This is a genomic window from Enterococcus infantis, from assembly GCF_049166715.1.
Lineage (GTDB): Bacteria > Bacillota > Bacilli > Lactobacillales > Enterococcaceae > Enterococcus_C > Enterococcus_C leclercqii.
Genome location: NZ_JBMHFB010000003.1, coordinates 211,872 through 227,081 on the forward strand (window position 1 = coordinate 211,872; position 15,210 = coordinate 227,081).

The 15,210-nt window shown below is 42.1% G+C and carries 10 protein-coding genes; 9 read left to right on the forward strand and 1 reads right to left on the reverse strand.

Annotated elements, in window-relative coordinates:
* Window positions 1-9 precede the first annotated feature (9 nt).
* The 3 genes from ACOMA8_RS04975 to ACOMA8_RS04985 all read left to right on the forward strand — a co-directional run bounded on the left by ACOMA8_RS04975 (window position 10) and on the right by ACOMA8_RS04985 (window position 6,224).
* Window positions 10-840 carry a carbohydrate ABC transporter permease gene (locus ACOMA8_RS04975; protein ID WP_161900255.1) on the forward strand — a complete coding sequence of 277 codons (831 nt, stop codon included), beginning with the start codon at window positions 10-12 and terminating at the stop codon, window positions 838-840.
* Complete coding sequence (locus ACOMA8_RS04980; protein WP_421369172.1) at window positions 840-3,926, forward strand: alpha-mannosidase; 3,087 nt, start codon at window positions 840-842, stop codon at window positions 3,924-3,926. Before ACOMA8_RS04975 ends, ACOMA8_RS04980 begins: the two co-directional genes overlap by 1 nt.
* A 90-nt stretch (window positions 3,927-4,016) precedes the next feature.
* On the forward strand, window positions 4,017-6,224 hold the full coding sequence (locus tag ACOMA8_RS04985; RefSeq protein ID WP_421369009.1) for a helix-turn-helix transcriptional regulator: 2,208 nt from the start codon (window positions 4,017-4,019) through the stop codon (window positions 6,222-6,224).
* A 155-nt stretch (window positions 6,225-6,379) separates the two neighbouring features.
* Here the strand turns inward: ACOMA8_RS04985 and ACOMA8_RS04990 are convergent, their stop codons facing one another.
* Window positions 6,380-7,294: an ArsR/SmtB family transcription factor gene (locus tag ACOMA8_RS04990; protein WP_421369012.1), complete on the reverse strand. Its 915-nt coding sequence runs from the start codon at window positions 7,292-7,294 to the stop codon at window positions 6,380-6,382.
* Between the two features lie 248 nt (window positions 7,295-7,542).
* Between ACOMA8_RS04990 and ACOMA8_RS04995 the strand changes: the two genes are divergently transcribed.
* The 6 genes from ACOMA8_RS04995 (at window position 7,543) to ACOMA8_RS05020 (ending at window position 15,207) form a co-directional block, all read left to right on the forward strand.
* Entirely contained in the window at window positions 7,543-8,823 is a 1,281-nt protein-coding gene (locus ACOMA8_RS04995; RefSeq protein ID WP_161900252.1) for an extracellular solute-binding protein, read from the forward strand.
* 254 nt (window positions 8,824-9,077) lie between these two features.
* Complete coding sequence (locus ACOMA8_RS05000; RefSeq protein ID WP_202622228.1) at window positions 9,078-9,992, forward strand: carbohydrate ABC transporter permease; 915 nt, start codon at window positions 9,078-9,080, stop codon at window positions 9,990-9,992.
* A 12-nt stretch (window positions 9,993-10,004) separates the two neighbouring features.
* The gene (locus ACOMA8_RS05005) at window positions 10,005-10,850 is read left to right on the forward strand and encodes a carbohydrate ABC transporter permease (protein ID WP_161900250.1); all 846 of its coding nucleotides are present in this window, start codon (window positions 10,005-10,007) and stop codon (window positions 10,848-10,850) included.
* Window positions 10,851-10,855: 5 nt separating this feature from the next.
* On the forward strand, window positions 10,856-11,281 hold the full coding sequence (locus ACOMA8_RS05010) for a hypothetical protein (RefSeq protein WP_161900249.1): 426 nt from the start codon (window positions 10,856-10,858) through the stop codon (window positions 11,279-11,281).
* 275 nt (window positions 11,282-11,556) lie between these two features.
* Complete coding sequence (locus ACOMA8_RS05015) at window positions 11,557-13,365, forward strand: glycoside hydrolase family 2 protein (RefSeq protein WP_421369017.1); 1,809 nt, start codon at window positions 11,557-11,559, stop codon at window positions 13,363-13,365.
* 72 nt (window positions 13,366-13,437) lie between these two features.
* Window positions 13,438-15,207, forward strand: a complete 1,770-nt coding sequence (locus ACOMA8_RS05020) for a glycoside hydrolase family 2 protein (protein ID WP_421369020.1) — start codon at window positions 13,438-13,440, stop codon at window positions 15,205-15,207.
* The last annotated feature ends 3 nt before the right edge of the window (window positions 15,208-15,210 follow it).

The following is a 15,210-nucleotide window of genomic DNA, read 5'->3' on the forward strand; positions in this document are numbered from 1 at the left end:
TGAAAGAGTATGGTGAAAAGAAGTTATCAGATTGAAACGGTAATCCACTACATCATCCTTTCAGTGTTGGGAATCTTGTTTTTGTTACCGTTATTGTGGATGATTTTTGCTTCTGTAGATACAGGAGCCATTCAGGCCTTAAAAATGCCTAAAAGTTTTACTTTGGAAAATTTTGTTTCGATTATAACAGATGGCGGATTGGTTCGTTCTTTTGGAATCGGTTTGTTAATTTCGGGTGGACAATCGCTACTGATAGTTATTTTATGTGTGTTGGCAGCCTATCCGCTTTCTCGCTACAAGCTGCGTTATAAAAAATCTTTTATGATGACGATTTTGTTCATGACTTCATTGCCGATGACCGCTGTGATTGTGCCAGTATTCCAAATGTTTCTCTATTTAAAATTCCAAAATTCATTGATTGCGTTGACGCTCTTTTTGACCGCATCATCTCTGCCTTACGGAATTTGGATGATGAAAAACTTTATGGACTCGGTTCCATTGGATTTGGAAGAATCTGCTTGGGTTGATGGAGCATCTACGTGGCAGGGAATTCGCAAAGTTGTTGCACCCCTGATGTTGCCAGGGATTTTTACAGTAGGAATTTTTACTTTTACAGGCAGTTGGGGCAATTTCTTTGTGCCCTATATTCTGATTCAATCTCCTGAGAAGATGCCAGCTTCTGTTTCTATTTTTCAGTTTTTTGGGAATTTTGGAATGGTCGATTACGGACGGTTGGCAGCATTTTCAGTTCTATACTCGCTGCCGGTTGTAATTTTATATGCAATTTCACAAAACTTTATGTCAAAAGGATTTAGTATGGGAGGGGCTACAAAAGGATGATGAATCTGACGTTTGCAGAAGATAAGCTGCGAGGGCGAATTGATGCTTTAAAAGAATTGCGCTATCGAAATAAGCTGACATTAACAGACTGGTTTGTTAAAGAAGACTCAACAAAAGAAGAGAAGTATCCTCCAACTGATTTTACATCAGGACAAGCATTTAGCTTGGATAGCTATTGGAAAGGGCGAGATTTCTATTTATGGATTCAGCGAGAAGTTGAGATCCCTAATCATGGTGAATTGCTATTTTTATTTGACATCGGTAAAACTGGTGGCGGCTATAATTCAGGTTTTGAATCACTGCTTTTCATCAATGGCAAACCGTATCAAGGGGTAGATAGCAACCATCAAGAAGTCTTTTTAGATCAGGATTTATTGGGGAAAAAACTAGATGTTGCGCTTCGTCTGTGGTCTGGTTTAGAAGGTGGGGGCCCAGAGCAAGTGCAAAAACATGAGTTTCGTCGAGCTGAGTTAGTGGAGTTAGATCGAGAAACGGACGGACTATATTATCTATCGGATGTTATTTTGAATACGATTCAAGAATTGGATGGAAATGATCCTGTTCGATATCAATTACTGGATATTTTGAATCGCGCCTATTTAGAGATTGACTGGTCTTATCCGGGGAATGAATCCTTCTATGATTCAGTCAAAAAAGCTGCTACCTATTTGTCAGATGCGGTAGATGATATGGAAAAAGACGGCAATGTTGTGATTACAGCTGTTGGCCATACACACATTGATGTAGCTTGGTTATGGCGACTAAAGCACACTCGAGAAAAAGCCGCTCGCAGCTTTTCAACAGTGCTAAAACTGATGGAACGCTATCCGGAGTATGTTTTTTTGCAAACGCAACCGCAGCTGTATAAATATATTAAAACGGATTATCCGGAAATCTATGCGAAGATCAAGGAACGAGTGGCTCAAGGTCGCTGGGAAGTGGACGGTGCGATGTGGCTCGAATCAGATTGCAATATTCCCAGTGGTGAATCGCTAACTCGTCAAATCCTCCATGGATCAAAATTTATCAAAGAAGAATTTGGCCAAGAGGTGAACTATCTCTGGTTGCCGGATGTATTCGGATATTCTTGGGCCCTGCCGCAGATTTTGAAAAAAAGTGGAATCGATACTTTTATGACTACCAAAATCAGTTGGAACCAGTTTAATCGGATGCCCCACGATACCTTTATCTGGGAAGGAATGGACGGAAGTGAGGTATTGACTCATTTCATTACAACGCCAGAACCCAAGCCCCATGCTAGTTGGGCTTCCGAATGGTTCTATACCTACAATGGGCTGTTAGAACCTCAAACTGTCTTGGGTGCCTATCGTGGCTATCGTGACAAAGATATCAATCATGAATTATTAATTTCATATGGTTATGGTGATGGCGGTGGTGGTGTGACTCGCGATATGCTGGAAAAGCGCCGCCAAATGGATCGAGTACCAGGATTACCGGAAGTCAAGACTGGACGGGCGAAAGAATTTTTTGAAAAACTGCATGAGACAATAGAAACTACGGACCATTATGTTCATGAGTGGGATGGGGAGCTGTATCTTGAATATCACCGAGGAACGTATACTTCCCAAGGATATGTAAAGAAAATGAACCGTAAAACCGAGCTTGCTTTGCGGGAGTTAGAGACGCTCTATTCTTTTGGCGAACTGCAAGGCATCGAATATCCAAAAGAGCAATTGTTTGAAATGTGGGAAGTGTTGCTGCGTAATCAGTTTCACGATATCATCCCAGGCTCTTCCATCAAAGAAGTCTATCAAGACCACAAGAAGGAATTTCAAGTAGTTACTGAAGAAAAAGAGTGTCTTTTCGAAAAGCTGCAGCAGGAAACAGAAAACCTGCTTGTAGTAAATACTGCGGCTTGGAGTCGCAATACCATTGTTGAACTGCCAAAAACGGAGCATAAGGCTTATCAAGACGATCAAGGAAATGTGTATGAAGTCATCAAAGAGAAAGATGAAAGCTATCTCCGAATTCCTGAAATTAAAGGATTGTCCGACTTGTTGTTGGTACCCACATTAGACAAGCTAAAAGAAGCTGAGGTAACTGCGCAAAAGAGTGGCAATACACTAGAAACACCATATTACATTTTGCATTGGGATAGCACAGGACACTTTACTAGACTCTTTGATAAAGAGCATCAGAGGGAAGTGCTCAAAGGAAAGGGAAATGTGCTGCAGGTCTTTGAAGATAAACCTAAGGACTACGATGCATGGGATATCGATATTTTTTATCAAGAGAAAATGGTAGAGATTCAGTTGGAGTCCAGTGACTTGACGGCTAACAATTCTCTTTTTGCAGAACTTACGTTTAATGGGAAAATCGGTGAATCACAGCTGACCCAAAAAGTCAGATTCTACAGACACTCCCGGCGAATTGATTTTATTACCGATGTAGATTGGAGGGAACGGCAGCGCCTGCTCAAAGTTGCGTTTGATGTCGATGTACGATCAACTGAAGCGACCTATGATATTCAATATGGGAATGTAAAACGTCCAAATCACTGGAACACCAGTTGGGACATGGCTAAATTTGAAACCGTTGGGCATCAATGGGCCGACTTGTCTGAGCGAAATTATGGTGTCTCATTATTAAACGATTGTAAATATGGCTATGATATCAAAGGAACAGTATTACGGCTTTCGCTGCTGAAAGGCGGTATTTATCCGGATCCAACAGCGGACATCGGGCAACATGCCTTTACCTATAGTTTATTACCTCATGATGGTGATTTTTTAGTCGGAAAAACGATTCAAGAAGCATGGGAAATCAATGAACCTTTGACACTTTTAAAACGAGAAGAATGTCTTTTACCTAAGCTTGGAATTGAAATTAGTGGTGGCGTCACTATTGATGCATTTAAAAAGGCTGAAAACAGTGAGGGCTGGATTTTACGATTGCATGATTATTCTGGTGGCCGCAGTTCAGTGAAATTAATTTTGGATAGACCGGTGGACTGGTGTTATACAAACTTGATGGAACGAAATGAAAGCGAATGGGCAACGGCTTCCGCGGGAAAACTCCAACTTGATATCCATCCATATGAAGTGGTAACACTTCGTCTACAATGAGATAAATAGGAGACAGCCGGTTGCGTGCTGTCTCTTTGTCTTTTATGTAAGCGCTCGCTGTGTCATAATTTGTGTGATGGAGGTGTGAAGATGAAGAATACCATCTACAAAAAAATTTTCTACTCTTTCTCCGTGATCATCATTTTATATACTGCCTTGATTCTTTTCGTTTTTATCTCAAAAGAACTGAGTCGACAGAAGTATGAATCCTCTGTCGAAGTGGAATTTTATCTTGAAAGAGAGGCGGCGCGGATTGACTCGCAGATTGAGACGGCGATTGATTCTACCCAGATGTTGGCTGAAAATGACGTGATTCAAAGGTTGAGTTACGCCAAAAAAACCGATTATGCGTTGTATTCTGAGGTATTTGATCAGATGAAAGAAAATCTGTTTTCAGGCTATCAATTAGGCTACAATTTGGGAATCACCCAAGGAGCAGGAGAAATGGTCATTGGATTGAACGGCTATTTTGCTTTTGATGATTACTTGTCATTTATCGGAATAACGAAGGACAATCAAGAGGCAGAGAATTTTTTCAGTAGCAATGATCGCTATCAGACAAGAATAATCAGCGTCAATCAGAACCTGTATCTATTGAGAAAAAGTTATCGCATTGGAGATCAAAGCCCGTTATATTTCATTGTGAATTGGGATAAAAATCGCTTGCGAGGTCAAGAAATCTCGAATATTGATGGAAAATTATATTTTCATGATTCTTTGGCAGCAGATGGACAGGATACGGGCGGAGCGGACAATACGGCTCCATTTTTACCACTGGATAGTACAGTGAAAAATGGCATCGGTCATGGACAAACTAAAAATGAAGCGGGGTTCTGGAAATATTCTGCTATTGTGCCCACTTTAGCCTACCTGTACATTGTTCCGCAAAGCGCATTGGGCTATATTCCGACAGACTCCATTATACTAATTCTTACTGTTCTATTTGGCCTTCTTTTGCTAGGCTCCTTGCTGACGATTTACTTCAGTCGTACAAATTATCGCCCATATCGGAAAATCATAACAGAAATTCAAAGTGGCGATATGGATACCACTGATATTGAAGAAGTAATCAAAAAGATTGAGGATCTGAAGAATAGTAAAGCTGATTTTGGTCGATTTCAGGAAGCAAACCTTGAGGATATTCGAGAAGTTTTTTTCAAAAATGTTCTTGTTGGGAAGTACACTCCAGTAGAAATCAAAAGGATTGTTCCCATTATCGGCTTAGAACCGCTGGAGCAGGGGGGCTTGATTGTCATTTTGACAATAAAAGGACGTTCCGCGGATGAAGAGAATTTGGGGGATCGCGAACTACTGAAAGCTCGACAGAGAATCATTGAATACAGCACAGATACTAAGAATATCCATTTGTACGTTCAACCTATAGATTCTAGCAAATTTGCTTTGACCTATTCTAGTAAAAATCAAGATATTGTTTTAGGAAGAATCGAAAAATTGCGCAATCTATTGGCCAATGACTTACATGTTTCGTCACAATTTGTCTTGTCGGTACCCTTTGAGTCGTTAAATGAGTTTGCCTCTACATTTCGAGATGTGTTCAGCTTGAACTCAGAAAGTATTTTCAAAACGGAACAAATCATTGTCAACCGTTCTTTGGACAAGGGGGTAAATTATGTCTATTCTGTAGAGGCAGAACAACGCCTCGTCCACTTAGTCAAATCGCGAAAAATCGAGGAAGCCACGGCCCTAATTGAAGGTATTCTAAGAACAAATTGCGTTGAAAAGCGCTTAGGCACTCAAGCCGTTGAAGATTTAAAGCAGGCTTTAGTGAATACACTTAAAAGAATCATTCAAATAGCTGGAGCAGACTACTCTGATTTTTATTTCAACAACCAAGATATTTTTGATCGTCTTGTCAGCACGGACACCAAAGTGCTCTACCGTTTGTTTCTGTCACTGTTTCAAGAGTCCTTCAGTGTTGCAGGGAAAGTGCCAGAAGAAAGCCATGATGTGATGGATCGCGTCTTGGAATACATTGATGAGAATTATAAAGAAGACCTCTCGCTGTCTGATTTGGCCGATCAATTTCGATTGACAGAATCTTATCTGTCACGAATGGTCAAGGAGGGCACAGGAATCACGTTTAAAAACTATCTTAATCAACTGAAGGTCAATCATGCGAAACAATTGCTCGAAGAAGGCAAACTGATGGTGAGTGAGGTTGCCGAAGCTGTGGGCGTCAAAAACGTGAATACATTTATTCGCATGTTCAAACAATATGAGGGAGTGACTCCAGGTCGTTATCAAACCTATGGAAAAGATGGTGGCGGTAAGACGTGATGTCTGCTTTGAATTAGCTAATCTGCCTGTAAACCAAATACCGGTTCAAGCCAAACTGAAATCCCCGCAGGATTGCTTTCCTGCGGGGATTTTTCATACCATCAGATTCAGATTTGCTGCTTGAAGGTGGGGGCCAGATGCTATAAGATTCGGATTCAGTCCCGCTCCAAGTAGTAGGTGTTTACCAAAATACCCTGATTATGGTTACCGAAGCCTTGACCGAACAGGGTCAGGCCGCCTTTATTGACTGCGTCGGGTTCAACGGCCAAGCGCAAGGTGATGAAAGGATTGTTCTTCAGGTCAAGGTCGTCGATAGTGACTGGCGAATAGGCTTCGCCGTCAATGCCGGTATCCAGTTTGTTGACCCGCAGATGCTTGAGCAGACCGTATTGGCTGAAATTTTCATTCCACCATTTCGGTGTGTAGCGACCGCGGGTGTCGGAAAAATTGCCGGGAACGGTGTAAACTGCCACCAGGACGTCATTGACATAGATGGAGATATCACTAGGCCAGACATTATTTGACAGAGGAAACTCTGAAGCAATCTCAAAGCTGATTTCCAGCATATTAGGCTCTTCATCTTCTGTAATCATATTGGGAATCTTATATTCCACAAAACCTTCGCTGAACCACAGCAGCGAAGCGTTGACACGATCAGCAGCCATGAAGTATTTGGGTTCGTCCGGCTTACCTACTAGTGCTTTGGTTGTAGCCAGTCCACAGGTAGGTGCCGCTTTAAAATCAGTAAAGTGACCGATATGGATCTCGTCATGATGAACTTTGTATCCTTGATAGACCTTTTCTGGGAAATTGATGTGGATATCATCGATTTTCAAAAAGACCATCTTCTTGTTGCGATTGATTCCTACACCTCGTTCAGAATTCAATAAGCCGGCATCCTCCATCTGTTGGACGTGACGAGTGACCATTGCATTGCTCATCTGCAGGTACTCAGCGATCTCGCCAATGGATTTTTTTTGATTGCCGATAAACTTGAGCATCTTCAGCCGCGTCTCACTGGCCAGGCATTCGTAAATAGGCAACGAGTGCAGATCTAAGTCGATTTCCATAAAAAATCATCTCCGTTTTAACTGAAAGGTTAATTTGATATTCGCTGGACCCAGTATACTATGTAATCGATTTAACTGTAAAGTTGTTTTTGACATATATTGTTTTAAAAGCGTTGACAGCGATTACAAGGGCTGTTAATTTATACGTGTAGCAAGCAGGAACAAAACAAAAAATACTTTTAAGTTAATTTTATAGCAGAGAATTTTAAAGTAGAAATAACTTAAAAGTAAAATATGGAGGGAACGGAATGAACACCAAGAAATTAGCAGGAGTTGTGTTGTTGGCCGGTGCAAGTTTGATGATGTTGGCAGGTTGTGGCGGTGGAGATTCTTCATCCGGCGGTTCGTCATCCGCAAGCAAAAATGAGATTACTTTCTGGAATCCATTTGTAGGTGCTGATGGGGACAACATGAAGAAGTTGATCGATGACTACAACAAAACCAATCCCGAGTACAAAGTAAAAAACGTCTCTTTGAAAGAAAGCGATATGTATACCAAAATTCCTACTGTTGTCAATTCGGGCAAAAATATCCCTGACTTGAATATCGTCCATGCTGAACGAATCAAGCAATACAAAGACAACGACATGTTGGTGACTTATGATGACGCGCTGAAGGACTATCCTGATATCAAAGGCGAAAACTATGTAGCAGAAGCTTGGAATCTTGGTGAGATTGATGGTGCTCGTTACAGTGTGCCGTTAGATATCCACAGTTGGGGCGTTTATTACAATAAAGAGTTGCTAGACAAATATCTGCCGACTGCATTAGATGACAATATCATTACCTTTGATGAAGTGGAAGAAATTGGTAAAAAAGCAGAAGCTGATGGCATTCGTGGTTTGGGAATCACCTGGGCTAAACCGAACTTCTTGTCACTGTTCGCTCAAGAAGGTGGTCAGTTAACTGAAGATGGCACAGCTCCGACATTGGATACAGAAGCTACCAGAAAAGCAATTCAACGCTATGCAGACATGTACAAGGAAAAAATTACTACTCGTGACGGTGAAGATCCGGCGCAATTGTTCTTGTCAGGTAAGATGGTGCTTTATCCAGAAGGAATTTGGATGCGCAATCAAGTCAAAGAAGCAAAATTTGACTGGGGGTTGACGAATTCACCACAATTGTCGAATGACTTATCTCAAGCTGTTAACTGGGCATCGTCTCACCAATTCGTCATGTTCAAAAACAAAGATCGCTCGGAAGAAAAAACCAAAGGAATCATGGAATTTTTGAACTGGGTACGAACCAACTCCTTGGAATGGGCTAAAGCAGGACAAAACCCGGCAACGCTGGATCTATTGAACAACAAAGAATACACCGATATGGAACAATCTTTGTTCACCAGCACGCCAGAAGAACAAGCAACATTGAAAATTTTCGATTACAAATACAATGGTTATGTAGCAGAATATCTTGATGCTCATGCTTTGGATGTTGTCTTCGGTAAAATGACTGTTGATGATTTTGCGACAGGTATGCAAAAAGAAGTAGCTGACAAAGTTGCAAAAGATAGTTCCAATAAGTAAGCAATCTTAGGAGTATGACATAAGGCAAGACTAGGCTGAATAACTTTCGAACCATATTGAAATAGTGAATCTGGTCATCTTCACGGCTGATGAGTCACCGGCGGAAACAGGCGCAATATTTATATGGTTCGAAAGTTTTCTGTCTTTTGGGGTCAAAGTAAACGGGTACCCCTCTTTACATACTCCTGCGAGGGTGTGTCACGCTGCAGTAATTACTTCTACAGCATTTCGATCAAGAAAGGAAACAGACTATGATGGCGACGAATAGTAAACTGTCTGCTGCTTCAAGCACAGGAAAGCAGGGACATAAAAAACTGGTACCTTGGTTGTTTGTAGCTCCGCATTTAGTCATTTTTACAATCTTCTTTTTAATTCCAGTAATCTTTGGGATTTATATCTCATTTACTGACTGGGACCTGTTCGGCTCGCCGACTTTTATCGGCTTGGACAACTATAAAGAGCTCTTTTTCCAAAAAGATTCAACATTCTATGAACAGTTGCGAATTGGTTTAGCCAATACTTTCAAATTCGTGATTTTCTCCGTTCCTTTTTGTATCGCGGTGCCGTTGTTGTTAGCTGCGGCTCTGAATACCAAACCGAAATTGGGTAAGCTTTTCCAATCGATTTTCTACATGCCGTCTTTGTTTGCTATTTCGGCAGTGGTAATCATTTGGACGCTGATTTTTAATGTGAACTATGGACCGGTAAATACAATGCTGAATTCAGACATTCCTTGGACAGGGACACAGCCTTATGCATGGGTGACTTTAGTCGTGGTGACTGTCTGGTGGACAATCGGTGGGAATATGGTCATTTATCAAGCCGCACTAAACGGAATTTCGAAGGATTTCTATGAAGCTGCGGATATCGATGGTGCCAGCGCTTTTCAAAAATTCACGAAAATTACATTGCCGGCGATTAAAGGGCAAATCTTGTACACCTTGGTAATGACCACCATTGCACAGTTCAATATTTACGGGCAACCTTTGATGCTAACTGGTGGTGGCCCCAACAATTCAACACGGGTGCTTTTGATGTATATCCAACAAAATGCGTTTGGCTCTGGGCAGTCTATTGCCGGTATTGCTTCGGCTATGGCTGTGATTTTAGGGGTTTGTATCATGATCGTATCGGCAATTCAATTCAAGTTGCTGCGTAAAGAAGACTAGGAGGAAATTGTGATGAATAAACATAAAAAATTCTCTGTTTCACGAATCGTCGCCTTCTTGTTTTTATTGGCGATGGCTTGTGTCTGGATTGTACCGTTGGCATACGGCGTCTTGACGTCATTTAAATCCGAGATGGAGCTGATGACTTCAGGATTTAAGATTATGCCTATCGAATGGGTCTTGACCAACTATCAAGAGCTGTTGGTAAATAATACTTCAACGCCATTGGTTCGCTGGTTTTTGAACTCATTGTTGATTTCCGTTTCGCATACGTTACTGGTGCTGGTAGTGGTTTCCTTATCTGCCTTTGCTTATAGCCGATTGCAGTTTAAAGGCAAGAACTTTCTATTTTCTTTCTTGTTAGCGACGATGATGTTCCCAAGTGTTGTGAACTTGATTCCGCTATATAAGATTGTGGACATTCTTGGTTGGGTAAATACCCCGTTGGCTATGATCGTACCTGGAGCTGCCGGAGTATTCAATATTTTTCTAGTTAAACAGTTCATGGACAATATTCCAAAAGATTTCGATGAAGCCGCTCAGATTGATGGCGCGAACGAAGGCACAATTTTCTTCAAGATTATTCTGCCATTGATTAAGCCGGTTTTGCTGGTAGTAGCGTTGTTTGCATTCACCGGTTCTTGGAATGACTTTTTGTGGCCGTCTATTGTCTTCAACGATATCGAAAAAATGCCGATCACATCTGGATTGCAGCTTTTACAGGGGATGTATGCAGCTAAACCGACATTGTTGATGGCGGGTGCTCTGATTGCTATCGTACCAACCTTTATCTTGTACTTGTTTGCACAAAAATACTTTTTGGAATCCATGTCACTGTCAGCTGGCGTGAAAGGGTGAGAGAAATGAATCGAAAAGCAGAACGGCGGATGGCGACCTTGATGGGAATTTGGCAGGTTATTGACGGTCTGATTACTATCTTGTATTTCGGATTATACAAGCTTGCCCCTTTGAGTGGAAAGATGGGCGCACAAGCAATTGATCAGGCCAACCAGACAGTCAACAGCAGCATGTTCACGCTGACTTGTACCTTTGGCTCGTTGTTAATTGGCCTGGGGATTTTGAATTTGGTGACAGCTAAGCGATACATGAAAGACAGTCAAAGAGACAAAAAATTTGGTTTATTTTTCTTAGGACAGGGTCTGTTTTCTTACTTTATTCTGGATATTCCATCCATGGTTTTAGGCATCGCTTGCGGAGTAGTTTACTTTGCTAAAAGCAAAGCTTCACGAAAAGCGGGCTTGGCACCAGTTAAAATCAGTCGTTCTTAAGTGTGTCAGTTACAAATAATTAAAGCGTTCGTAGCCGTCATGGGAGAAGGTTGCGAGCAAAATGGGAGAATCAGGGGTACATCGTGAGTTATGAAATGCACTCAAAATTGCAAAGTATCTCGCTGTACCGAATAGTGATGACGTTCGACTACAAACAGCTATAAGACCAAGACGATACCGGCATTGAAACGAAGGATTGCGGGTGATTGGGTTACTGAGGGTTTAGGTCTTCAAATAGAGCTTGTTTGTCGGTCAATAGGAAGGAAGCGTAAGTTGTGATGAGAAATGAATATCCTCGCCCGCAGTTTGTCAGAAAAGAATGGCAGAACTTAAACGGTGAATGGGCATTTGCCTTTGATGATGAAAATGTTGGGAGAACAGCAGGCTGGTTTAACGGTTCGGCAAGTTTGGATCAAAAAATCCAGGTGCCGTTTGTTTACCAGACAAAATTGAGTGGAATCGATAAGCAAGAGGTTCACGACATTGTCTGGTATGAAAAGAATTTCGACTGGTCGGCAAAAAGTGAACAGCGCTGTTTGCTGCATTTCGGCGCTGTCGATTATCAGGCGGAAATCTATGTAAACGGCAGCTTGGCGGGTAATCATGTGGGAGGACATACGTCATTCACATTGGATATCACTGAATTAGTCCAGCCTGCTGGCAACCGATTGACAGTTCGAGTAGAAGATTTCCACGATAGTGAAGAGATTCCTCGAGGCAAACAATTTTGGCGACCGGAATCTGCGGGGATTTGGTATACCAATACAACAGGGATTTGGCAGACTGTTTGGTTGGAAGCTGTGGCTGAGACCTATATTGATTCGGTGAAGTTCACGCCGGATGTAGATCATGGATTAGTAGAAGCAGCTGTGAAATTGAATCAATTTACCCTGGGACAACGGCTAAAATATACAATTTCCTTCAAAGGCCAACAGTTGGCTGAGGATATTTTGAAGGTGACTTCACGAGATTTGTTACGAAAAATCGATTTGTACAATAATACAATCTTCCGCAGTAATTTTCATGATGATGGTTGGACGTGGTCGCCGCAAAATCCTAACTTATTCGATGTGGAATTGACCTTGTTAGAAGACGAAGATGTTGTATTAGATGAAGTATCTAGCTACTTTGGGATGCGCAAGATTCACACTGAAAAAGGCATGGTCTTTTTGAACAACCATCCGTTTTATCAAAAATTGGTGCTGGATCAAGGGTATTGGCCAGAAGGATTGTTGACGGCGCCGACGGATGAAGACTTCAAGAAAGACATCCAACTAGCCAAAGACATGGGTTTCAATGGTTGCCGTAAGCATCAAAAAGTAGAAGATCCACGCTTTTTGTATTGGGCGGATCAGATGGGCTTCATCGTATGGGGAGAATGTGCTTCTGCCATTTCTTATACTAACGAAGCGGTGACTAATCTGACTAAAGAGTGGTTTGAAATTTTGGAACGAGATTACAACCATCCTTGTATCGTGACTTGGGTGCCGCTAAATGAAAGCTGGGGAATCCCGGAAGTGCATCATGACAGACAACAACAAAGCTTTTCGCAAGGTATCTATCATATACTTCACGCACTGGATCGTACTCGACTCGTGATTTCAAATGATGGCTGGGAAATGACTGAGACAGATATCTGTGCTATCCACAATTATTCTCATGGGCAAAAGAATGAAGTCAGAAAGTATCAGCACTTCAAAGACAGCTTGGCCGACGTGGAAGGGCTAGTGCATATGCCACCAGGTAAGTGGGCGACTTTTGCCGAGGGATATGAGTATAAAGGGCAACCGCTTTTGTTAACAGAATTTGGTGGCATTGGTTATAAAGTTGGCGGTCAAGCGGGCTGGGGCTATACCACAGCTGAAAATGATGAGCAATATTTGGAAGATTATGCTCGGATCATGACGGCAATCTTTGATTCAAAAGCTTTATGGGGATATTGCTATACGCAGCTGACGGATGTAGAACAAGAAATCAACGGTATTTTGACGTATGATCGTCAGCCAAAAGTAGACCTGGCAAAAATTAAAGAAATCAATGACAGCTATTTCCCAGAGCGGATCAATCTGCGGGGACAATGGTAATAAAAGAGTAAACAGATGCAGCTGGCAATGAGCACTTGATTTATAGTTGCTCCCAGAAGAAGGAGAAAACGCATGACAACTGAAAGAAAACTTCATCCCCGACCACAGTTTATCCGGGAAAATTGGCATTCTTTGGAAGGACAGTGGGATTTTAAATTTGATGATGAAAATGAGGGAGTGGCTAAGCAGTGGTGCCAAGGGTTTGAAAAAGACTATGACATCACCGTTCCCTTCACTTATGAAACAAAAATGAGTGGTATCCATCAAGAAGAACATCATCCAGTAGTGTGGTACCAACGGGGGTTTGAAGCTGCTCATGACGGTCAGATGCTGACCTTGTATTTTGAAGGAGTGGATTATGAAACGACCGTTTGGGTGAATGGCAGCGTAGCCGGGACCCACCGTGGCGCTTCCGAACGTTTCTCCTTTGATATTTCTTCGCTAGTCAAAGCTGGAGCAAATCAGATTGTACTACGAGCAGAAGATTCTGTGGACTGTGAACAGCCTCGGGGTAAACAGCGATGGAAGCAGGATAATTTCGGCTGCTGGTATGTGCAGAATACCGGTATCTGGAAAACGGTTTGGCTCGAGGAGCGAAAAACGGCGGTAGCTTTGGAACTGGTGAAAATTACGCCGGATTTGGATGCCGATCAAGTTGTTTTTCAACCTGAAATCAATGCGCCAGCAGGGTTTTCTGAGGATTTGGTATTTGAAGCGGTAGTGACATTTGCAGGTGAAGCTGTCAGCGAAGTACGTAGTGGATTGCGCCAAAAAATGCAAAAATTTGTGTTGGAAACTCGCCTGCAAGAAGACCCATGTTGGGGAACCAAGGTCTGGAATCCCCAAGAACCTAATTTGTATGATGTCGTTTTCCGGCTGTATAACGGGGCTGGTGATTTGCTGGATGAAGTGAACAGCTATTTCGGCATGCGGAAGATTCACATTCAAGATGGGCAGATTTTGTTGAACAACACGACGTTGTACCAGCGATTAATTTTGGATCAAGGGTACTGGCCAGAGTCTTCTATCACGCCGCCATCAGTAGCTGCGCTGGAATTGGATATCCAGAGAATCAAAGAGCTGGGCTACAACGGGCTGCGGAAACATCAAAAATTAGAAGATGAACGCTTTTTGTATTTGTGTGATGCAATGGGGATGTTGGTATGGAGCGAAATGCCCTCCACGTATGCTTTCAATGATATTGCCGTGGCAAACTTTATCCCTGAGTGGCAAGCAATCGTCAAACAGTATTACAACCACCCGAGCATCATCACTTGGGTGCCATTCAACGAGTCTTGGGGGATTAAGAATATTGCTCACGACAAAGAACAACAGGCTTTCACTGAGACTGTCTACTATTTGACGAAAGCCTACGATTCAAATCGGCCAGTAATCACAAATGATGGCTGGGTTCACACGATTTCCGATATTTTGACCTTACATGATTATGAAGAATACGGAGAAGCCTTTGCAGCCCGTTATGCTGATAAAGAGGCAATCGTTAATAATGGTATCCAGTTCAATAAAGACTTTTATGCTTTTGCTGATGGCTACGGCTATCGTGGTCAACCAGTGATTATTTCCGAATTTGGCGGAATCGCCTTTTCTACTTCAAAGAAAGACGAATGGGGCTACGGTCACCAAGTGCGCACAGATGAGGAATTCATGGATCGCTTCGATAAAATCCATCAAGCAATTCAAGATTTGCCGTATGTTGTTGGCTATTGCTACACTCAATTGACTGATGTAGAACAAGAGGTCAATGGTTTGTTAGATGTGGACCGCCAACCTAAATTAGCAGTCCCTCCTATTGCTGCTGTCAATGAACGTCGCCTAAAATAATCC